This window comes from Bacillus sp. AFS029637 (assembly GCF_002584985.1).
Taxonomy (GTDB): Bacteria; Bacillota; Bacilli; order Bacillales; family Bacillaceae_G; genus Bacillus_A.
Genome location: NZ_NUPZ01000019.1, coordinates 60928 through 81751, shown reverse-complemented (window position 1 = coordinate 81751; position 20824 = coordinate 60928). Strand labels below are relative to the sequence as shown.

The window sequence follows — 20824 nt, the reverse complement described above, 5'->3', positions numbered from 1 at the left end:
ACCTATATGCCAACAGGAATTTATGTAAAACCGAATGAACAAGTTACAATTGAAGTATCAGGAACACAAATGGTTAGAGCGATTATTGGGACGCATCAATATGATAAAGAATGGGGAAAAGAAGTTAATCTTTCTCCTGGTTCTAATACTATCTCCTCTCCAAACGGTGGTTTAATAGGATTTGATAATCCTCAAGATACAGGAACAGTTAAGGTGAAAGTAACACAAGGCGGAAGCCCTGTTCCATTCTTTGAACTAGGGAAGCATACGAAAGAAGACTGGATTGCGATGATGAACAAGTATCCAGATGCACATGCGGTACAATTGAAATCAGAAAAAGCAGTACTTACTGTTACGCAGGGTAGTGCCAAGAAATATATTGTGGATCAAGATCCTATTCCTCTATTAAAAAAATATGATGAAATGATTCGAGCACAAGATAAGATATCAGGGTTATCTGAAAAAGACCCAAATCCTATACATCGTTCGACTCGTCGCATTTGGGCTTTTGTAGAAAATCCTAACAAACCAGACTGGGGTATGTATGCAAGTTTGGATGGAGCTGCATTTACCACTGCTGGTAATGCAATCGAAAGTGCTTTAAATGTAAATAAATTTGGATGGGGACAACTGCATGAAGCGGGACACGCAAGACAACAATACCCATGGACGTGGAATCATGATTTGAGAGGAATGACTGAAGTTACAGTTAACTTATACTCTTTAGCTGCACAAAAGCAATTATTCCCGAATCAACCGACGCGTTTAGAAAAAGAGAGAGATTACGATAAAGCTTTTGCATACTTAAAACAAACAGATAAAGATTATAAAAAAATTGATGACTTGTTCGTGAAGCTTGTGCTGATTTGGCAACTTCAATTAGCATATGGTGATGATTTTTATCCAAATCTTCACAAACTATACCGTGAATTACCAGAAGATCAACTTCCAAAAACGGATGAAGAGAAAATACAAGCATTTATTTATAATACATCGAAAGTAGCGAAACAAAATTTACTACCATTTTTTGATCAATGGGGCCTAAAAGCATCGCAAGAAACGCGGCAAAAAATAGAAACTTTGAACTATCCAATATTAATCGCTCCTATTTGGGAAGCAACTGATTCTAAGCCTGTTAAAGCGAATGTGCTCAAATTAGGTGGCCGAGTATGGGATGATGGTAACCAAAATGGTATTCAAGATCAAAGTGAAAAAGGAATGGAAGGTGTTCGTGTTCAACTGTTAAATAAAGATGGGAATAGATTAAAAGAAGTAAAAACAGATAAAGAAGGCCACTATTTGTTTGATGGATTAATAGAAAACACATATCGTGTACAAGTAGAGAAGCTTACCGGGTATATATTCATGCCAAAACAAAGTGGGCAAAATGTAACAGTTGACTCTAATGTAAGTGAGGCTGGGGTAACAGATGCGATTACTCTTTTACATAATGATTTAACAATTGATGCTGGAGTAAATAGAATTATATTTAAGGATGTCCCACAAGAACACTGGGCATTTAGTGCGATTTATCATTTAGCGAATGAAGGGATTATTGCAGGTTATGGGAATGGAATATTTGGTATGGGTGATAATGTAACACGTGAACAAGTGGCTGCATTAATTTACCGTACTTTGCATATAGAAAAACAAGATAAATATGAAAATCCATACGGAGATATCGATAAAAATTCAACAATGTTTTCTGAGGAAATACTAGCTTTAACTAAGCTAGGGATTTTCCAAGGCGATCATCAAGGAAACTTTAGACCAAAAGCTGCAATAACACGTGCAGAAATGGCTCAAGTTATTACGAAAGCTTTTAGATTAAATGTGAAGGCTCCGCATAATTTCAACGATGTTCCAGCGAATTCATGGGCAAAAGATGCAATTAGTGCCATACAATCGAACCATATTGCAGCAGGTATTGGTGAAGGGAAATTTGCTCCGGATATGAAAGTTACACGGGAACAGTATGCACAGTTTTTATATAATGCAATTTTAAATGGGCAATCACATCAATAATAAGAAAATAAAGTTAAGTATCATAGTATAAGTTTATATTACTACCTTTAAAATAATTATATCTTTATATTTAGAAAGGAACAAAAAATGAAAAAAATCACATCAACACTATGTATAGCTGGAATGACTTTAACTATTTTAGGAGTAGCCCCTCAAAGTAGCTATGCTCATCTCGATCAAATTGATTTAACTGAGACTGATCCTATCACTGCACGATGGTCTGCAGAAGCTCCGTATCATTCTGATAAAAGTACACATTTATGGATTGCAAAACAAGCTATTGAAATTATGAAAACAGAATCTAATGTTGAAGCAAATAAGCAGGCTGTGGAGTTCTTAAATTATCCGCAATATAAAGATCTATTTTCTAAAGGATTATATGATGCAGATTATAATGCAGAGTTTAACGATGGTGGAACGGGAATAGGCGGCGTTTTTAAAGGCGGATGGAAATCCCATTTTTATGATCCTGATACTAAAGAAAATTATAGAGGAGAAACAGATCCAACCGCTCTTACACAAGGCAAGAAATACTTTTATGAATCTGGAGAACATTTACGAAATAAAGACTATGAAAAAGCTTTCTATTACTTAGGGGTAGCCACGCACTACTTTACAGATGCGACACAACCTATGCATGCAGCTAATTTTACCGCAATTGATACGAGAGCTATAAAATATCATAGCTACTTTGAAAATTATGTTACAACCATTCAAAATCAATTTGCAGTCAATAATGGAGGGAATTATAACGATTCTCTATCTACACCTGAAGAATGGATTGATTATGCAGCCAAACTAGCTAAACCTGAAATCCAAAATATTGCTAATGATAAAACATTTGAGTATTACAATAGCGGTAAGGCGCAATTGTGGCAAGAAATGGTTACCCCAGCTGTGCAGCGAAGCTTAGGAGAAGCTCAGCGTAATACAGCAGGTTTCTTAAATCTTTGGTTTAAGATGTTTGCTAAAAATGTGCAAGCTCCAAGTATAGAGACTGCATTAATCTATGATATAGCAGGAAACTTCATAGAAGCAGGGAAAAGCTATTATATCGTACCAAGTGAATCACCTTATCAAGGGCTAGCATTTGAATGGTATGCGTTAAACCGTTACGATTATGTTTTACTTGCAAATAAAGAGAACAATGCTTTATCTGGTACACCTATAGAATTTGAGTTCTACAAAGAAAATGATGCAAAGCTACACCATGGGGAGAGTATATATCTTCGCATGAAGCACTCGAATTATGATCAATTTCAATATTTAAATTGGTCTAATTATTCGAGTTGGATTCACCTTGCTCAAAAATCTGATAGTTTAGCCGACTTTAAAATTCAAATTAACCCAGATAATCCTACAGAATATAATATTTTTACAGATGGCTATCCATTAAATTATGAGAATATAAATGCAGAGAAAAGTTGGATTGTACTAGGTGAAAAAACACAAAAACCTAGCTCATGGAAGTTTGTACCTTTCAGATAACCTAAAAAGAAACACACTCGTTCCTAATCAGAACGAGTGTGTTTTTTATTAGGCAATCTACTACTAGATGGTAAATTCATTGACCACTGTTCCTCATTAGGTAAACGATGTTCAATTGTTTCAATCGTAAGGTTTTGGACAGACTCCTCCCTATGACCGTCTTTCCTTATACGACGATAAGTGATTGTTTCAACTGTTCAGAATCATTTTCTTTCTCAGCCTCATTAAACAGTTCTAAAGCGAGTTGATTATGAGGTGTTTTTCGATAGGTGTACCATAAATCGGTGAACTACCCGCCATTTAACGTCCTAATGGACTGTTTGAAGTGGGGGCTTCTCGGTTAATCATTACTTTTGATAGTTAACGAATTCGTCCTAAGATAGCTGAGCTAACTCCCTTGTTCCAAAGGTTATTTTATTGTTATTTATACTAACGCTAATAGGCGTATTGCTTCATTTTTGATATTGATAGCTGCGTTATAATCTCTTTAGAGATTTACAGCGCAAATACAAGAATAGACTTGTTCAGACAATGTCATATTTTTTACATTTCCAAAAATGAGACAACTGTTACTACAGAAAAAGCAAAAAATACAATAAGACGTCCATTTGGACAGCTCATTTCCACAATTCTCGATATTGGAAGTTAAAGTAAACCCTTTCCTACATGTGACTGCGAGTTTTTCTTTTTTTATATTTATTTTTTAGTCATTTATATATCGTATAACTGCCATTTCTTTACCGAACATGTCACCATTATCAACAAAACCTAAACTCGAATACAAATAATGGGCCCCTTTATTTTCAGGATGATAACCCACTACTATTTTTTTTGCATTTGGTAATTTAGTCATTTCTTCAATCATTAAATTAGTTGCTGCTTTCCCTATACCATTACCTTGGAATTTCTTATCAATCATTATTCTATATACCCAATACCCTTCAAGTTCTTCCATTTCAGAATTAAACATTAAAAATCCTACTATCTTTTCTTCGCAATAAATTGCATAAGGTTTTAAAGTTGGTTCGAATTTTGATTGAGCTATTGAAATAGCATTTGGTTCAATATAATCTGCTTGTCCATCGGATAACTCTAATTCACAACATTCATACCAGTTTTCTGCATTTAATTCTACAAGTTTCACAGCGGTTTTAATCATAAATTTTCCCCTTTCCAATTTAGAGAATACCTATACCATTTATGTTAATTAGGTGTTATTCCCTTAAAATCATTAACGATAAAGGACCTTCTGTGTGCCATAAAGAAAGCCTCTCTCATTGTTAATAGTCTTTGAATTTATAATTTTTAGACTATTATTATATCATGGTTTTCTATCAAATTATTCTTATAATCAAATTTTCTTTATTTTGGGCTAGGCAATGTTTTTTTTAGTGAATATCCTATACATGTGAAGTTAACATAACGTCCTGTTATTGGTAGCAAGGAAAAGGCAGATTCCTTGTAAGAGTAGGGATCTACCTTTTTCTATTTCTATGATTCTATGCAATTCTTTATACATTCCTATCCTGTCGTGGTTTTTAAGGTTCTCGTTTGTTACTGGATTAGCCGAAAAACTGTATAAAATCTTGCATGCTCATAGCGTGGTTTTTTCAAAAATGCTGGTGGTACCCCATGCCTATCAAGCTAATATTTTAAAGTATCCCCAAAACGAAAATTTTATTATTTTACAGTTATTTATGAAAATTTAACTCATTTTCTTCGTTTTGGGATACATGTTTTTCTTATCTTGATAGTGATGTGGTGAGCACATTTAATTGTAATCATCATTTTAATAACCGTTATCTAAGCTGAGCACTCTTCGATGTGCGGATATTCTATATGAAAGGTAATATGTTATTACTTGTACTGAGGCTCTTCTTGTTCAATTAGCTGAAGACGAGGATTTAAAGATTCAATAATTTCTTGAGTTTGTTGTGCTGCACCTTTATATAATTGTTTTGCTTGCTGGTTATCAGTATCAAGAACAAATCCTTCTAGGCATGCTTGAGCACTCTTTAATCCAGCGATAGTTTGTTTAAGTTTAGTGCTTACTGTCATGTAATATTTCCTCCTTGTAAATGTATTTCAAAATATAGAATGCCTATTTTGTTATCATAGTACGATTTCCAATTTTAGGGTTATGCGAATAAGGAATTTTACAGTTAATTATTTGAAGGAGGATGTTTTAGCCAATAGATACATGGAATACCGTTAAGCGGTGTTATATTAACTTGAATAGAATATTCATAAGAAAAATCTACTATGTAAGAACGTAATTGACTTACATATTCTATGGTAAAGATTAGCTTCATGGATGGATATAGAATAGTTTTGTCCTGATAACAAAAACTAACAGAAAAAGAACGATGATATATAAAGGAGATTAAATATGCTGAAAAAGATAGGGAAAATTCTCCGAGCACTCCTCTTTGTATTTATTGGCGGATGTTTTGTTTTACTTGTTTGGGGTAAAATCGACAGAACAATAGCTGAAAAAAGTGGGAGATTTGACCAGCAGCCTAGCCAATATCCTATTCGTCAAAGTGATATTACTATGTATACAGACGGGAAACAGTTAAACAAGCAATTATTCTCAGATATAAAGAAAGCAAAACATTACGTACATATTAACTTCTTCTCTATTGCTGATGATAAAGTAAGTCACCAGTTTCTAGAGTTATTGAGGAAAAAAAGTCAGGAAGGTGTAGAAGTATACTATGCCGTGGACAGGTTAGGTGGAGTTTTACTAAAGAAGAAGGAAAGAGAATTATTAGTTAAAAGAGGAGTGCATTTTACGTATTATAATAAGCCAGCTTTCCCTTATCTTTTTTCTTCTTTGGATCATCGGAATCATCGTCGGATTTCAGTTATTGATGGGAAAATTGGGTACATTGGTGGATTTAACATTGGCAAGAAGTATTTGGGGGAAAAAGAAAGACTTGGTTACTGGAGAGATTATCACCTTCAAATACGAGGAGAGGGCGTTCAAGATTTAGAACACCAATTTGTGTTAGACTGGAAGAAAAACTCAGAGGAACCGATTCCGATACACAGTGCGATAAAGGAGAAGGGAGCAACCTCGCATCGATTTACTGCATATTATAGTGGCGAAAAACTTGGGCAAGATTATGCAATGCTGTTTCAACAAGCAAAAGAATCCATCATTATATTAACACCTTATTTTATACCAAAAGACAGAACCATTTGGAACGCATTAGTAGATGCAAGAAAGAGGGGAGTCCGTATCAAAATTCTGTTCTCACCTCATTCGGATGCACTGTTAGTTAAAGAAGCAGCGTATCCATATATTCGAAAAGCATTAAAACAAGGGATGGAAGTATATGGTTATAAAAATGGAGTGTTACACGGTAAAGTATTTTTGATTGATGAAAAAGTATTGATGGTTGGGACCGTGAATTTTGATTCGCTCTCGTTTCATTTAAATGAAGAAATGAACTGTTATATTCATGACCCTGTCTATATTTCGAAAATAAAACCAGGGATTACTGCAGACTTACAAAATTCAAAGCGAGTAATATCCTCTGACGTCAATCAATTATCTATAAAAGAAAAAATGAAAGAAAAGGTTGCAAAAATGTTTGAGTATTATTTGTAAAAACAAAGGATTTTTATTTTAAGAAGTAGTAAACTGCATTTTATTAGAATAAATTAAATTACTGACTCTAATAGGGGTAGCGTCACATCGCTATCAAGCTAAGGCTATGAAGTCCTCCCTAAACGAAAATTTTTACCTATCTACAATTCAGCTCATTTTTTGTGTGTAGTGTAAAATCTTAAAAATCCTTCCAGGAAACCTGAAAGGATTTTTTACATAATTAGGATTATTGGATTATTAATTGTTACTTATTTTTTTGTAATAGACCATTGTTCCTCCTCCTGCTTCAATAGCCCCTTCCTTATTCTGTCCCTCTTCTATGATTTTTTGATGTTCTCTTGTTATAACAACAAAGGGATCTCCATTGACTTTTTCAGGAGGCCTTTGTTTTATCTCAAACTGATACTGTCCATTGGAAGCTACTACTTCTCCATTATCATAATTGATAATAATATCATCAGTTGGATATTTATTATTTTTATGTGTTGTAGGGTTTTCAATTCTTTGTTCTTTTGTAAGTTGTTTTGGTTCTTCTGTATGTGCATTTAGTAAAGTGAGTACTGAAATAGCAGCTATAGTAACGAATCCAATCGCAGACCAACGATAAGATTTCTTTTGGAATTTTTTAATCATAAGAATTCTCCGTTTCAACGTTTGTTTATTTCTACTTAAGTTTGCTAAGCTGGGCACTTGATAATAACCTGAATAGTGTTCTAAAAGGCTAATAAGGGTATGACCATATGCAAGTTGTTCCTTTGAATCTATATATATAAGAGCACATGCATCACAAGCTAGTTCCTGATCTTCACGCATGCATGAGTAGGCATACCAAAGAATTGGGTTAAACCAATTTAGAATCAATAAGCCATGCATAAGCCAATTAACACCAACATCCCTTCGCTTGATGTGAGCCAATTCATGATGAAAAATGTATCGTAACTGTTGCTCATCTAGTACTTTCATATGTACACCTGACAATAACACTTTGGATTGAATGAATCCGAACACAGTTGGACTTGAAATTTTCCCGGCTAACAGCAGTGGGATATCCTGTTGAACGGACATAGACTTTTTACAGTCCTCAAAGATTTCGACAACCCTTGGATTTATAATAACAGGTTGTTTTTTTATATAGAGTAATAAACGTCTATTCATACTGAGAGTAGCAAAGCTCAGTATGATAACTCCAGCAAGCCAAATATATAAAATGATGGTATAAATTGATAACCTCTTATCATTTTGCTTTTCATTATTCTGTGCTTGTTTTTTACTTTCCTCAGCTATTTGTGATGAACCAGATGCATAGGTATTTTCTTTTGTGGTAACCTTTGTATCGCCTATATCTGTCTTTACTTGTATTTGTTCTTTTGAAGGAGAAACAGTTATAGAATCTTGATGAAAGCTAACTGAAGTTCCCGTACTGTAAGAAAGGATAGAATAGATACTATAGGAACTATTTGGTGACCACGGCAATAAAAGCCTTACAATTAATATCAACCATAGCATGTACTGCCAGCGTGGGGTCAGCTTGTTCCTTAGCAGGATTTTGACACATAAGATTAAACCAACTACTATACTTGCCATAATAGATGTTTCTATTACCCAATCAAAAAATCGAGGTAGATAGACATTTACAAACATATCTATCATTACTATCTATCCTTCCTTTGATTTTCCTCAGTCTTCTCATCCAGAATGCGTTTTAGTTCATTAATATCTTCTGAAGAAAGTTTTTCTTCTTTTAAGAAATTCACAAGTAAAGGCTTAAATGCTGCACCATAAAACCGTTTGAGTAGGGATTTTGTTTCTACTTGTAAATAACTATCTTGTGATACTAAAGGATAATACGCATACATACTCCCTTTTTCTTGATGATAAGAAACAGCTTCTTTTTGAACTAATCTATTAATAAGTGTTCGAATCGTTTTTGGTTTCCAATCCATTGTTACCTCCAACGCTTCAATCACTTCATTCGCTGTTTGAGGAGATTTTGACCAAAGAACTTTCATAATTTCCAATTCAGCTTCCGATATTTTAGGTAATTCTTTCATTGTATAATCCTCCTTGATTACATTTGTAATCTTTAAATGCATATTACAAATGTAATCCTTAATTGTCAATCATATATTGTATACATATATTTTCATATAACTTAAGAAAATAATCCCAAAATCTATGAAAATACGCTATTCTTTCTGTAGAATCATAGGAAAGGATGGCGTTGTTTAATCCAGTTCGAAGAACCTTTTGTTCTTCTAGAAAGAATATGCTTTGCTTTCGCTAAATTTTTTCTAATGTACGTAAAAATTTAGGGTTCTTGTATGTTGTGCCATCAGAAAAAATGGTAAAATCTTTTAATCCAACATTAATTCCACAAGTGGATTCAGTTTTAGGCATTTGTTATCTTTTTGTTACTTTCACATGAGTTATCTATATGTTAAAATCTTTATATTCCTCCTAATCAGTTTATCCGATTAGGTGAGCCCTAAAGAGTCCCTATCTCTTTAGGGCTCTTTTCATTAAACCTATCATGGTTCTGTTGCAAAGTGTTTAAAACTAAGCTAAACTTTTGCAAAACAGGGTGAGGGAAATCATAAATGAGATATTTTAAAGGAAAACAGTTCAATGTATCCAAATTGTGTCTAAACGTACAATTTTCTTTTTTTGATATGGTAAGGCCATGCCCATCAACTTAAAAATTTTCACTACCCCCAAGTGTAAAAAACGTTATTCTTTCTATGTATTTTTATAAAAAGAGTAACGTTTTTTTTATTATAAGAATACAGATTTATCTTAACTTGATGGGCATGGGGTAATTTTGAATTCTTAAGTAGATGGTAATGGGGTGGGATCAGAAGTTAATCATAAAGTTCAAGTTAGTTGAGAAATAAATCATTAATCTTAAATTATGTAATTTTGCATAATATTACATAAATTCAGTATTTTACTTTTTTTCGACATGGATAGACAGTATAATTTTCGTGAGATTAATATTTTAGAAAATTATATGAGGTGAAAAATATGAGTAATAAAAAAACTTTAGCTACAGTTGCATTAACAACAGGATTAGCTTTAACAACTGTAACACCATATGGAGTAGGTCATGCAGAGGAAACAGATCAACTACAAGTGCAAATTCAGGAGGATTCATTCCGTACAGGTGAACTTACGCAACCATCACAAAAGGCACCAGAGAATGTAGTAAAAGATGCTCTTAAGGAGAAAACAGAGCAAGCTTTGTCTCAAAAACAAGTGAATGGAGAAACAGGAGTAGATTATAAAGTCCTTCAAAAACGTGGTTCTTATGATGGAACTACACTAGTGCGTTTGCAACAAACATATGAAGGAAAAGAAGTATATGGCCATCAATTAACTGCACACGTAGATAATAAGGGTGTTATTAAAAGTGTTTCAGGAGATAGTGCGCAAAATTTAAAACAAGAAGATTTGAAAAAGGCTATTAATCTATCAAAAGAAGAAGCAAAACAATATATTTATACAAAGTACGGGAACGATATCAAGTTTATTTCTGAGCCAGAAGTAAAGGAAGTTATTTTTGTTGATGAAAATAATGGACAAGCTAGCAATGCATACCAAGTTACATTTGAAGCTGCAACACCAAACTATGTATCTGGTACTTATTTAGTGAATGCACATAATGGAGAAATGTTGAAAAATATGTTGAAAGAATCGGACTTAAAAGCAAGTGAAAAGCTTGTTGGAGCCTTAAAAGAAAGTAGAAAAAATAACCTTGCACCATTAACCGGGACAGGAAAAGATGATTTAGGTGTATCTCGTACATTCGGCATTTCTAAACAAAGTAACGGGAAATATGCGCTTGCTGATTATACACGAGGGCAGGGAATTGAAACATATGATGTGAATTACAGGGATATTACTAAAGAAGAGAGATATTATCCTGGAACATTAGCAACTAGCACTTCAACAACGTTTAATGATCCAAAGGCGGTAAGCGCTCATTACTTAGCAACAAAAGTATATGATTTTTATAAAGATAAATACAAGCGTAATAGTTTTGATAATAAAGGACAAAAAGTAGTATCAGTTGTACACGCATGGGACTCTGAGGATACAAATGATCCGAAAAATTGGGAGAATGCGTTAAGTGCTGATAATGGTAGTATGCTTGTATATGGAGACCCTATTGTAAAGGCATATGACGTAGCGGGACATGAATTTACACATGCAGTTACATCTAGTGAATCTAATCTTGAATACTATGGAGAATCTGGTGCGATTAACGAGGCATTGTCTGATATTATGGGAACATCTATTGAGAAATACATAAATAATGGGACTTTTAACTGGACAATGGGAGAACAAACTGGATCAGTTTTCCGTGATATGGCAAATCCGTCTTCAGTTCCGTCTTCAGCTGGGGTACCTTATCCAGATGATTATAGTGAATTTAACGATTTTAATGGATGGGATCAAGGAGGCGTTCATTTTAACTCAAGTATTATTAATAAAGTTGCTTATCTAATTGCAACAGGTGGAACTCATAACGGTGTAACTGTAAAAGGAATTGGCGAGGATAAAATGTTTGATATTTTCCATTATGCAAATACTGATGAATTAAACATGACTTCTGATTTCTCTGAATTGAGACAAGCATGCATTCGAGTTGCGACGAATAAATATGGAGCAAACTCAACTGAAGTTCAAGCGGTTCAAAAGGCTTTTGATGCAGCAAAAATTAAGTAAACGAGAAATATAGTTCTTATCGACATTGAAGAACTCATCGCATTATTATTGTATAAGCAAGAGATAGGCCGTGTTCTGCCAGTGTTTCGACTATATTATGGAAAGTTAGATAGTACATTAAGTATTATCTAACTTTTTACAAAGAATTACCAGAAAATTTGTTCTTTTATGATAATAATTAATATATTAGGGTGAAGGATATTATGGATGCACATATAATCGAAAAGGAAGAAATGATAACATTATTAAGCAGTTGGTATAATGCAATTATTTCTCAACATATAATAAAAGCTAAACACTTAAAAGAAGAAATAGATAGAAATACTCATAGTATTGAAGGAGATAGTAATATCTCTATCTATTATTCACTACTTAACTTTAGATATAATTTATTGGTTTGTGATATAGATGGTTCTAAAGACTGTCTAGAAAAGATTACGCCATTTCCAGAGCAAGCTGAAACATATTTGAAATATTATTATCATTTCTTCAAAGCTATTTATGCAATTTCAATTGGAAATCATAATGAAGCTAAGGGACAATATGAGAAGGCTGAAAAACTTTTAGCAACTATTCCAGATGAATTAGAAAAGGCTGAATTTGATTACATGTTTGCAGTATTCCATTATCAATCCTTAAACCCATTGTTGGCTGCTAAATATGCAAATAAGGCAAAAGAGATATTTTCTAAACATACAGGGTATGAAATAAAAGTTGCTTCCTGTCAAAATACCATAGGACTTTCTTGTACTAAACTTAGATTGTATGAAATTGCGGAGGATAATTTCATTTCGGCTCTTAGAATATTTGAAAAATATAGTGAAGAAAAACTAATAGGTAAAGTAAAACATAATTTAGGATTATTATATGCAGATCAAAACCTTCCAGAGTTAGCGATTAAATATTTAAAGGATTCTTTAAATAATAACCCTAAAACTCTGTTTTTATTAGCAAGGGAATACTATAAGTTAGGAGATAATTTTCTTGCTGCAAATCTAATTGATCAGGGATATAACCTTACAACACTTAAAGAATATAAGTACCATTTTGCTATCTTAAGAGAACTGAATAAGGAATCTAAGGTTGAGGAGTTAGAGAAAGTTATTATGATGGGAATCCATTACTTCAAGAAAGAAAATCTATGGGGTCATGTAAAAACATATGCTTCAATTCTCGGAAATAAGTTCTATGACCTCAACAATTATGAACAAGCCAGTAGATACCTTCACATGGCTCTAGATGCTGACAAAAAGGATTTAGAGAAGGGAGCCTGAAAATAATGAAAAAAGTACTTTTAACTGTAATGATTTTTACAGGGATTTTATCTTTTGGTATTGCTAATCAATCTATTGAAAAGCAATCAGTTAAAGTTAATCTACTTTGTTTAGATCATGGAGAAACTATCTAATTGAAAAAAGAGAGTGCCTTCTTTAAAAAAGGACTCTCTTTTCTTATTTTGTTATTTATTATTCACATATGTATCAAACCATAAGTGGATATATCCAGCTGTAATACGTTGTGCTTCCATTAAACGTTTTCCAGTTACCGGTGTTACTTCAGCACGCCATTTATCAGCAGCGTCTTGTGATATAGCAGCATCTATGAATAACTTTTTTGTCTTATCATTAACAATTAGTGGGAAATCTGCTTTTGCACCAACTGCAGAAGCATGAACCCAATCTTCTGGATTTACACTTTTCCAATTCCAATAGCCATTTCCATCTTTTACTTTATAATTGTCTTTCACAGTATCGACGAAGTTTTCATATTTTGAGTGTAAGGCCATAGGAAGCGAAACGTTGGTAAAGTTTGCTGCATGCATAGGCTGATTAACATCCCCTAAATAATGAAGTGATAATCCTAAGTAGAAAAATGCATTTTCAAAATCTTTATTTTGATAGGATTCACCAGCTAATTTGAAATATTTTGCTCCTGTTTCTTTTGCGTGTTTGGCAAGTGGAAGATACGTACTTCCTGTATCAGGATCATAGAAGTGTGAAGCGAATGTGCCATTATCAAAGTACGGATTTTCATAATCGGCAGAGTAGACACCCTTCTCTAACTCATTACGCCATTCATTTAATAGAGATATCTCATTTGGCTTCACAACGGTCTTATTTTGGGCCATAACTTCAATGCCTCTGTTAACAATCCATAAATGAGTACTTACTCCTTCATCATGGATGGCTTCTGCGGACCACTTATGACCAAAAGATGTCCCATATTGATGGTTATTTTCATGTGCAAACGCCACACTTTGAATAGGGGCTGATAAAGCAATTACTGAAGCTAAAGCAAAAATTTTTCTTTTCATAAATATTCCTCCATTTGATATATAATCTAACATCATCCTCATGTATAATCTTAGCATTGACCAATAAGGAAGTAGATTGTTTTTTGAATATATGTAAAATTGCATATTTAAATTCATTAAAAAACCTAATTAGACTGTTCCATGGCAGATTATGAAACATGGGCAAAAATCACAGAGGTTACTTGGATTGAGAACTATTAGGCACACAGTATTCTTGTGTTAAAATGACGATCTGACGTATATAATTATGATTTCTATTGAATGTACGTTTAATGTGTTTTATTATCAATTGGCAATAATATTCTGTTACGTTTATATGAATAACTTATATATTCTTTAAGAGTAAATAAGAGAAATATTTTTTCGCTATCAATAAAAGAACCGAGGAGATTTTACGAATGAAAAAAAGAATTGCAATCATAGAAGATGAAGACAATATCCGAGAAATATGCAAACGGTACTTAGAAAGGGAAGGCTATGAAGTATATACAGCTGTAAACGGAATAGAGGGTTGGTATATATTTCAGCAATATCAACCAGATTTAATTATTTTAGATCTGATGATGCCGAAAAAAGATGGCTGGGAACTATGCGAGGAAATTCGTCAACAATCTAATGTTCCTATTATTATGTTAACCGCTAGGTCAGAAGAAAGAAATCGAATTTTGGGCTTAACAATGGGAGCAGATGATTATGTAACAAAGCCGTTTTCACCTCGCGAATTAGTACTAAGGGTTCAAATTATATTAAGAAGAGGAAATCAGACAACTATAGAAACGAGAGAACCTGTATCAGAAGTAATAAAGTTCCGAGATTTGGAGATTTATCCAACGAAGAGATGTGTACTTGTTTGTGGGGGTGAAGTTGAGTTAACAAATAAAGAATTTGAGGTACTTTATTTAATGGCCACCCATCCAAAACAAGTGTTTTCTCGTTCACAACTCCTTGAACAAATTTGGGAGTTTGAGTATGAAGGATGTACGAACACAGTAACGGTATTAATGAGTCGTTTACGTGAAAAATTAGAGAAGAATTCAACAAAGAACCGTTGGATTCATACGGTTTGGGGAATAGGATATAGCTTTGATTCAAATGGAGGAAATGAAACATGAAATTACGTTATCAATTGTTACTGATGAATCTATTAAGCATGAGTGTTATGGTCGTTGCTATATGGTATAGTGATACGAAAATGTTACTTAAGCCGGAACAAACACGATTATTAACAGGAATTGCAATCATAGCAATGATTTTTTCAACCTTCCTTTACTGGTTACTTACACGTCCTATTATGAGATCTATTCAAAATTTAATTGAATTAACAAAACAATTTAGTGATAGACATTTTGAAACGATATATATAATTGGAAAAGAACCACAAGAGTTTAAAGAATTAGCAACAGCTTTTCAACAGATGGCGAAAAAATTAGAAGAGGGGTTTACTAAGTTAGAGGAAGGAGAAAAAGCACGTACAGAGCTGATTGCGAATATTTCGCACGACTTACGAACACCTATGGCTAGCGTACAATTGATGATAGAAGCATTACAAGATAATTTAATTGAAGATCCTGACATGAAAATGCAGTACATAACGACAATCCTAAAAGAAATACAACGATTAAATGGATTAATCAATGACTTATTTGATCTTTCAAAGTTAGAACTAGGACAAGAAGAGTTTTATCCAAGTTTATCACATGTGGACAGTGTTCTACTAGAAGTACTAAATTCACATTCTATCTTATTAGAGGAGAAACATATCCATTTACAATTACATGTTTCCGACACATTACCTCGACTTTGGATTATGCCATGTAAAATAGCACGAGTTATCGGTAATTTGTTACACAATGCAATCAGACATTCCCCTGTATCTGGAAAAATCGAGCTGATTGTAGAAGATAATAAACAGAGGCAGCAAGTCAAATTTATATTGCGCGATGAAGGAGAAGGCATTTCCCCTAATGATAAATTGCGCATATTTGAACGCTTTTTCAGAACGGACCCATCAAGAAGTTCACAATCTGGAGGTTCAGGGATTGGATTAGCCATTGTAAAATCATTAATTGAACTGCATAAAGGAGAAGTTGGCGTTCGAGATCGTTCGGATGGTAAACAGGGATGTGAATTTTGGTTTACTCTTCCCATTACTCCAGAAAAGAAATAAGATCGTTGCAAGACTTTTGTAATAGTTATGTTATCGAAATGATAGAATTCCTTGTTAACATACATGTAAGCATTATGTTAGAGGAGGAGCTTTACTTTATGAAAATGAAATATGTATTGTTTATCGGAGGGTTCATAATAGTTGGGGAAATTTTATTACTTTTATTCCGTCCTGTAAAATTATTTATCGATAAGTAAGTGAATCAAGCATTGCGACAAACAGAAATAAAATCAAAAGAATTTTAACTACAAGAACAAATAGTAACCAAAGGACATTTTCAGAACGGTGTCCATGAACCAGCTGGAATAACAACGATATATCAATTAGCTGAGGGTAAACATATTTTATGCCTTACTAATTTTTCAACTTCTAATGGTCCGGACGTTCGAGTTGTTTTAATTCCTACGAAGTAATTGAAAAATAATGAGGATGTTAAAAATTATAAGTATATTGAATTAGGAAAATTAAAAGGCAACAAAGGCGATCAAAACTATGAAATTCCTAATGAGATAGATGTAAGTACATACGGTGCAGTTTCTGTATGGTGTAAGAGATTTAATGAAAACTTTGGTGCAGCTTATTTTGCAAAATAAAAACAGGTGATAGAGTTGAAATCTATCACCTGTTTTTTGTAGAAAGTATGGAAGAGGGAGAAGTTGCATGAAGATTTAGAGAAGGCAAGAACGAGCTTTATTTCTATAAATAACTGTAAAAAAGCAGAATTATCGTTTGGTAACACCCTCTTTGTTAGTGAATTAAATAGATCAAAATTCGTAGAAATCTGATTTATTTGTAATTTTACGAAAGACTTTTGTAACATTTATGAAAGGAATTAGAAAGATATTTATATTATGATGAGCTTCCGAACATTAAATTCAGTTTAATAAGTAGGAAAAAAATATATAAATAAACATAGAGTGAGGAATGACGTTATGAATGAAAAATACAAAAAAAGGATACCAAAAGTCCTACCTGTAGGAATTGCAATGGGTATTTTATTCAGCGCTACCCCATTAGCGGGTCCATTAATGGAAAATAAGGTAAAGGCAGATGTTGATACGGCCGCAACAATTATTACAACATTTGGAGAAGTATATAACACGTTTCTTGCAGAGCCATTTGGGGAGTGGCTAGACGAAACCAGTGCAAAATCCCTTTATAACCGTGGTCTTGAAAACAGTGCTTACATAGCTCCTACTTTTCAAAAAGGAGAGTTTGGTATTACTGTGTTTGATTATTATAAAGATCAAAATTTTAGCAAGAAGGTTAAAATTGCTTATGCTGATGGGAAGATTGAATATAAAACAATCAAGCATGGGCAACAACTTCGTATTAAGCAAGCTGGTACAATAGTAGACTTAAATCCTGATGAACCAGAATTATCTAAACATAATCTTTTGTATATTACACAAAAACAATTAGATGAAGGAAAGACAGGTGTTGCTCTTACAAACTGGCAAACCTTTTATCTAGAAAGTAGCAATGAAGGTCATTACACTAATTTAGCAGATAAATTTGTACGACAAGCATTCCCAGGTGCTTATACTAAAGGTGGTGTGCTTGATGTCCGTTATAATTTTAGGGATCTTTTTAACCAACTACCAGAAGATAAACGAAAATTAGGAACAGCTACTTCAGAGCCGGTAAGTAAAGATGTTCTTTGGAATTATCTCACAAGCGATTCTGAAGCTTTAGCAGATTTTTATGATCAATCAGTGAATCTGTTAGCAGATACGAAACTGATGCTAGAAACAGTTATTACAGTAGGAAATTCTGTATTAGACGATAAACCTTATCAAATTATCCCGATTAAAAAAGGAAGCAATAAAGTAGTTGTAAAAAAAGGTCCAGAGTATCTTTCAGGGAAAGAAGGAACTGATCTTCAATATTCAGGTTCAATTGGGGATGACGAAATATTAGAACTTGCCCCAATCGAAAATTCTGGTAGCAATGAACTTCAATTTAATTTGATAAACAAGAATGGAGCACGTTTGACAGTTACTAACAACCGTGCTGAATTCACTACTGATAAGGAAAGGCCATCTAACCTTCGTTTCACTGCAAAAAACAACAATGAACTTCGTAATTGGTTAGTTGATTGGCATCCTAGTAAGGTAAATGAGACAAAGAAACACGAAGGAATGACATATGCCGGATTGGAGTTCAAAACTGATGCAAAAGATACCTCTATATGGACTGCATACGATTCTGGAAAATTGATAACGAATAGTTGGATAGAGAGAAATGGCTCTCATTATTATGCGGATTCTTCAGGAATTCTTTTAAAGGGCTGGCAAGAATTTGAGGGAAATACGTATTATTTTAGTCCAAGTTCTAATCACAGGGTCAAAGGATCTAACGGATCGGACTCATTAATTGACGGGAAGTTGTATAACTTCAACGATGACGGTGTTCTGCAGAGATCGTCATGGGATAATCTGGGATATTCCGATGCTTCAGGAGCGTTTATTGAAGAAGGCTTAAAAGAAATTGATAATAAAATTTATTATTTTAAAGAGACCTATGCTACTACAAATGAACTGCGTCTAGAAGATCAAGGGGTCATTCTTCACTTTTCTGACAAAGGTGTGCTTGAGAGAGCCACTGATTTGAATGGAAAAGCGCTAAATAGAATAACTTACGTTACTCTTAATGAGAAACAGTTGGTGTTTGAAAAAGATGGTTCTATTAGAAAAAACGGTGTCTCTAAAATCTTTTTACCTGGATTATTTGATGAAAAGGATCAACCCGTACTGGTTTATTACAGTTTCGAAGAAGGGCCTGCCTATACTGGTTGGAAAGAAATTAATGGTAAAAAATATCATTTCGTGGGTGGCAAACACTATACTTTCGATGGTCATGAACCTATTGATGGAAAAAGATATTATTTTAATCAGGACGGAGAAGCTAAGCTAACTGGGTTTGATAAAATTAACAATAAAATATACTATTATAACGATAAGGGCGAAATGCAAACAGGCTGGCAAGAAATCGATGGTAAATGGTATTACTTCGATGAGTCTGGAGCAGCTAAAATAGGATGGTTCGAAGTTGGTGGCGGATACCATTTCCCTTATTACGGATACTTTACTTATTATGCTAAAGAGGATGGTTCTATTTATACAGATACCACGGTTGAAATTAATGGGAAAACCTATAATTTTGACAGCCATGGACACAAAGGCTATAAGTGATACAAAAAAAGTCTATTTTTATAAGTATGACTCGTTAAAAGGGATGCCTTTACCTGATTTAAGCATACAACCCTAAAAAATAAAAATGCCTGTTCCACTCAGTGAGTGAGAAAATCGTTTGAAGAGTTAGCTTATATACAAAATGGGCCATATTATGTACTGGATTTTATCCCTATAATATGGTCCAATTTATCATTTTAGTCAAGAAGACTCCTTCTTAAAGTTTTTGCACCAGAACTTTAAATTTTAAGTAGATAGGCATGGGTTATGTCCAATATGTAAAATTGCATAGAGTTGCTAGTCAAGATTAGTATATAATGTAATAGAACGCATTGTTTTTTCCTTAATCGTTAGATTCGAACCTAACGTCCTATCAAATTCGTAAAATGTGTAAACTGAGAAACTTTGGAGAGGCATCCGGCAGGATGTCTTTTTTTTATGTGAACAACACTCAAAAAGTATAGTGGAGAATTCTATATCAAAAGAAGATTGTATGTTTAGAAAAAAATTTCTTATAAAAGAAGCACTTCTTTTTCAATTGTGGATGTAATAGGAGCATAGGTTCTAATTAATTTGTTAACAATTTCTTCTGGTATATCATGAACACTGCCTAATTTTTTAATAGAAAAAAGATGTGTTGAAAGAGTTGATATTAGAATTTTCACTATATTGTAGAAAAAGTTATTATTTGTATAAAATGTTAACATTCCAAAAGAATACAGGCGTTTCGTATTGGGAAAGGGAATCCATTATGTGAATCAAAATATTAAAAGGGGGAAATTAGTAACTATGAAAAAGATTTTAGGGGCTGCAATGAGTTTTATATTTGTTTTTATGCTTATAGGAGGAAATGATGTGTTTGCTAAAGAAACATCAGAGAACTTTAGTTTTTCTCTTGAGCAGGGAGGATCATTTAAATGGATGCCTGGAATGAATGATTTATATTTATTTGATCATCCAGTAAATGATGTGACAATTGGAGCAATGCAGTACACAAGAGATGGAAGTGAAGTAAAAGTTATGTATGAATTAATTCCACTTAGTCCATTAGGAAAGTCTTCTGCAAGAACACTGACAGGCATGTATGCAAAAGAGCAAGGAAAGTTGTATTTTAATAATATTCAACGTGGTATCTATGTAATGAAAGTTACAAATCTTTCTCAAGGACCTGTATCTGGAAATTTTTATGCGTTTTATTAGGATGAATATGGGTAGTAAGAAAAGTCTCTTATAGAAGAACATGACTATTAAGTTAGCAGAAATAAACCAGTTGCTGAAAAGTAACTGGTTTATTT

General features: G+C 33.4%; 14 protein-coding genes and 5 pseudogenes. 11 read left to right on the top strand and 8 right to left on the bottom strand.

All coding sequences use genetic code 11. The features are described from left to right. Together COE49_RS08490 and COE49_RS08485 are read left to right on the top strand one after the other, a co-directional pair. Window positions 1-2025, top strand: a 2025-nt coding sequence (locus COE49_RS08490) for a M60 family metallopeptidase (protein WP_098945865.1), incomplete at its 5' end; no start/stop codon positions are given. An 87-nt stretch (window positions 2026-2112) separates the two neighbouring features. Further along, complete coding sequence (locus COE49_RS08485) at window positions 2113-3513, top strand: zinc dependent phospholipase C family protein (RefSeq protein ID WP_098841130.1); 1401 nt, start codon at window positions 2113-2115, stop codon at window positions 3511-3513. A gap of 86 nt (window positions 3514-3599) precedes the next feature. Here the strand turns inward: COE49_RS08485 and COE49_RS28455 are convergent. The 4 genes and pseudogenes from COE49_RS28455 to COE49_RS08460 form a co-directional block, all read right to left on the bottom strand. Continuing rightward, window positions 3600-3775: pseudogene (locus COE49_RS28455) on the bottom strand (IS66 family transposase); the annotation flags it as partial. 228 nt (window positions 3776-4003) lie between these two features. Next, window positions 4004-4072, bottom strand: a pseudogene (locus COE49_RS08475) (RNA-guided endonuclease InsQ/TnpB family protein); the annotation flags it as partial. Between the two features lie 144 nt (window positions 4073-4216). Further along, window positions 4217-4672, bottom strand: coding sequence for a GNAT family N-acetyltransferase (locus COE49_RS08470; RefSeq protein ID WP_098841131.1), 456 nt, complete (start codon window positions 4670-4672; stop codon window positions 4217-4219). A 698-nt stretch (window positions 4673-5370) separates the two neighbouring features. Further along, the gene (locus COE49_RS08460) at window positions 5371-5571 is read right to left on the bottom strand and encodes a DUF1657 domain-containing protein (protein ID WP_000218936.1); all 201 of its coding nucleotides are present in this window, start codon (window positions 5569-5571) and stop codon (window positions 5371-5373) included. Window positions 5572-5902: 331 nt separating this feature from the next. Here COE49_RS08460 and COE49_RS08455 point away from each other — a divergent pair, with 331 nt between their 5' ends. Then, window positions 5903-7129: a phospholipase D-like domain-containing protein gene (locus COE49_RS08455; protein WP_098841132.1), complete on the top strand. Its 1227-nt coding sequence runs from the start codon at window positions 5903-5905 to the stop codon at window positions 7127-7129. A 456-nt stretch (window positions 7130-7585) separates the two neighbouring features. On the opposite strand, the pseudogene COE49_RS08450 reads toward COE49_RS08455, so the two are convergent. The 3 genes and pseudogenes from COE49_RS08450 to COE49_RS08440 form a co-directional block, all read right to left on the bottom strand. Beyond that, window positions 7586-8779: pseudogene (locus COE49_RS08450) on the bottom strand (M56 family metallopeptidase); the annotation flags it as partial. A 2-nt stretch (window positions 8780-8781) separates the two neighbouring features. After that, window positions 8782-9180, bottom strand: coding sequence for a BlaI/MecI/CopY family transcriptional regulator (locus tag COE49_RS08445; protein ID WP_098841134.1), 399 nt, complete (start codon window positions 9178-9180; stop codon window positions 8782-8784). Between the two features lie 167 nt (window positions 9181-9347). Then, a pseudogene (locus COE49_RS08440) lies at window positions 9348-9529 on the bottom strand (transposase); the annotation flags it as partial. Window positions 9530-10150: 621 nt separating this feature from the next. Between COE49_RS08440 and COE49_RS08435 the strand changes: the two are divergent. The 3 genes from COE49_RS08435 (at window position 10151) to COE49_RS27995 (ending at window position 13262) form a co-directional block, all read left to right on the top strand. After that, window positions 10151-11854, top strand: a complete 1704-nt coding sequence (locus tag COE49_RS08435) for a M4 family metallopeptidase (protein ID WP_098945863.1) — start codon at window positions 10151-10153, stop codon at window positions 11852-11854. 203 nt (window positions 11855-12057) lie between these two features. Continuing rightward, window positions 12058-13128: a response regulator aspartate phosphatase gene (locus COE49_RS08430; protein ID WP_098945862.1), complete on the top strand. Its 1071-nt coding sequence runs from the start codon at window positions 12058-12060 to the stop codon at window positions 13126-13128. A gap of 5 nt (window positions 13129-13133) precedes the next feature. Next, window positions 13134-13262 carry a hypothetical protein gene (locus COE49_RS27995; protein WP_255287979.1) on the top strand — a complete coding sequence of 43 codons (129 nt, stop codon included), beginning with the start codon at window positions 13134-13136 and terminating at the stop codon, window positions 13260-13262. Between the two features lie 51 nt (window positions 13263-13313). On the opposite strand, the gene COE49_RS08425 is transcribed toward COE49_RS27995, so the two are convergent. Beyond that, window positions 13314-14168 (bottom strand): phospholipase C, encoded by an 855-nt coding sequence (locus tag COE49_RS08425; RefSeq protein WP_088232757.1) that lies wholly within the window; start codon window positions 14166-14168, stop codon window positions 13314-13316. A 398-nt stretch (window positions 14169-14566) separates the two neighbouring features. Here COE49_RS08425 and COE49_RS08420 point away from each other — a divergent pair, with 398 nt between their 5' ends. The 5 genes and pseudogenes from COE49_RS08420 (at window position 14567) to COE49_RS08400 (ending at window position 20729) form a co-directional block, all read left to right on the top strand. Next, window positions 14567-15280, top strand: coding sequence for a response regulator transcription factor (locus COE49_RS08420; protein ID WP_098945861.1), 714 nt, complete (start codon window positions 14567-14569; stop codon window positions 15278-15280). After that, a complete protein-coding gene (locus COE49_RS08415) occupies window positions 15277-16335 on the top strand; it encodes a sensor histidine kinase (protein WP_098882616.1) in 1059 nt (352 codons plus the stop codon). The genes COE49_RS08420 and COE49_RS08415 overlap by 4 nt, the downstream gene beginning before the upstream one ends. Window positions 16336-16433: 98 nt before the next feature. Then, window positions 16434-16928, top strand: a pseudogene (locus tag COE49_RS08410) (DM13 domain-containing protein). Between the two features lie 339 nt (window positions 16929-17267). Next, the gene (locus COE49_RS08405; protein ID WP_098945860.1) at window positions 17268-19529 is read left to right on the top strand and encodes an N-acetylmuramoyl-L-alanine amidase family protein; all 2262 of its coding nucleotides are present in this window, start codon (window positions 17268-17270) and stop codon (window positions 19527-19529) included. Window positions 19530-20318: 789 nt separating this feature from the next. Then, window positions 20319-20729, top strand: coding sequence for a hypothetical protein (locus COE49_RS08400; protein ID WP_098252209.1), 411 nt, complete (start codon window positions 20319-20321; stop codon window positions 20727-20729). Window positions 20730-20824 lie beyond the last annotated feature (95 nt).

What these genes read in the sequence shown, in the direction of transcription:
- COE49_RS08485 (WP_098841130.1), top strand. Translation starts at nt 2,113, where the DNA reads ATGAAAAAAATCACATCAACACTATGTATAGCTGGAATGACTTTAACT.
- COE49_RS08470 (WP_098841131.1), bottom strand. Translation starts at nt 4,672, where the DNA reads ATGATTAAAACCGCTGTGAAACTTGTAGAATTAAATGCAGAAAACTGG.
- COE49_RS08460 (WP_000218936.1), bottom strand. Translation starts at nt 5,571, where the DNA reads ATGACAGTAAGCACTAAACTTAAACAAACTATCGCTGGATTAAAGAGT.
- COE49_RS08455 (WP_098841132.1), top strand. Translation starts at nt 5,903, where the DNA reads ATGCTGAAAAAGATAGGGAAAATTCTCCGAGCACTCCTCTTTGTATTT.
- COE49_RS08445 (WP_098841134.1), bottom strand. Translation starts at nt 9,180, where the DNA reads ATGAAAGAATTACCTAAAATATCGGAAGCTGAATTGGAAATTATGAAA.
- COE49_RS08435 (WP_098945863.1), top strand. Translation starts at nt 10,151, where the DNA reads ATGAGTAATAAAAAAACTTTAGCTACAGTTGCATTAACAACAGGATTA.
- COE49_RS08430 (WP_098945862.1), top strand. Translation starts at nt 12,058, where the DNA reads ATGGATGCACATATAATCGAAAAGGAAGAAATGATAACATTATTAAGC.
- COE49_RS27995 (WP_255287979.1), top strand. Translation starts at nt 13,134, where the DNA reads ATGAAAAAAGTACTTTTAACTGTAATGATTTTTACAGGGATTTTATCT.
- COE49_RS08425 (WP_088232757.1), bottom strand. Translation starts at nt 14,168, where the DNA reads ATGAAAAGAAAAATTTTTGCTTTAGCTTCAGTAATTGCTTTATCAGCC.
- COE49_RS08420 (WP_098945861.1), top strand. Translation starts at nt 14,567, where the DNA reads ATGAAAAAAAGAATTGCAATCATAGAAGATGAAGACAATATCCGAGAA.
- COE49_RS08415 (WP_098882616.1), top strand. Translation starts at nt 15,277, where the DNA reads ATGAAATTACGTTATCAATTGTTACTGATGAATCTATTAAGCATGAGT.
- COE49_RS08405 (WP_098945860.1), top strand. Translation starts at nt 17,268, where the DNA reads ATGAATGAAAAATACAAAAAAAGGATACCAAAAGTCCTACCTGTAGGA.
- COE49_RS08400 (WP_098252209.1), top strand. Translation starts at nt 20,319, where the DNA reads ATGAAAAAGATTTTAGGGGCTGCAATGAGTTTTATATTTGTTTTTATG.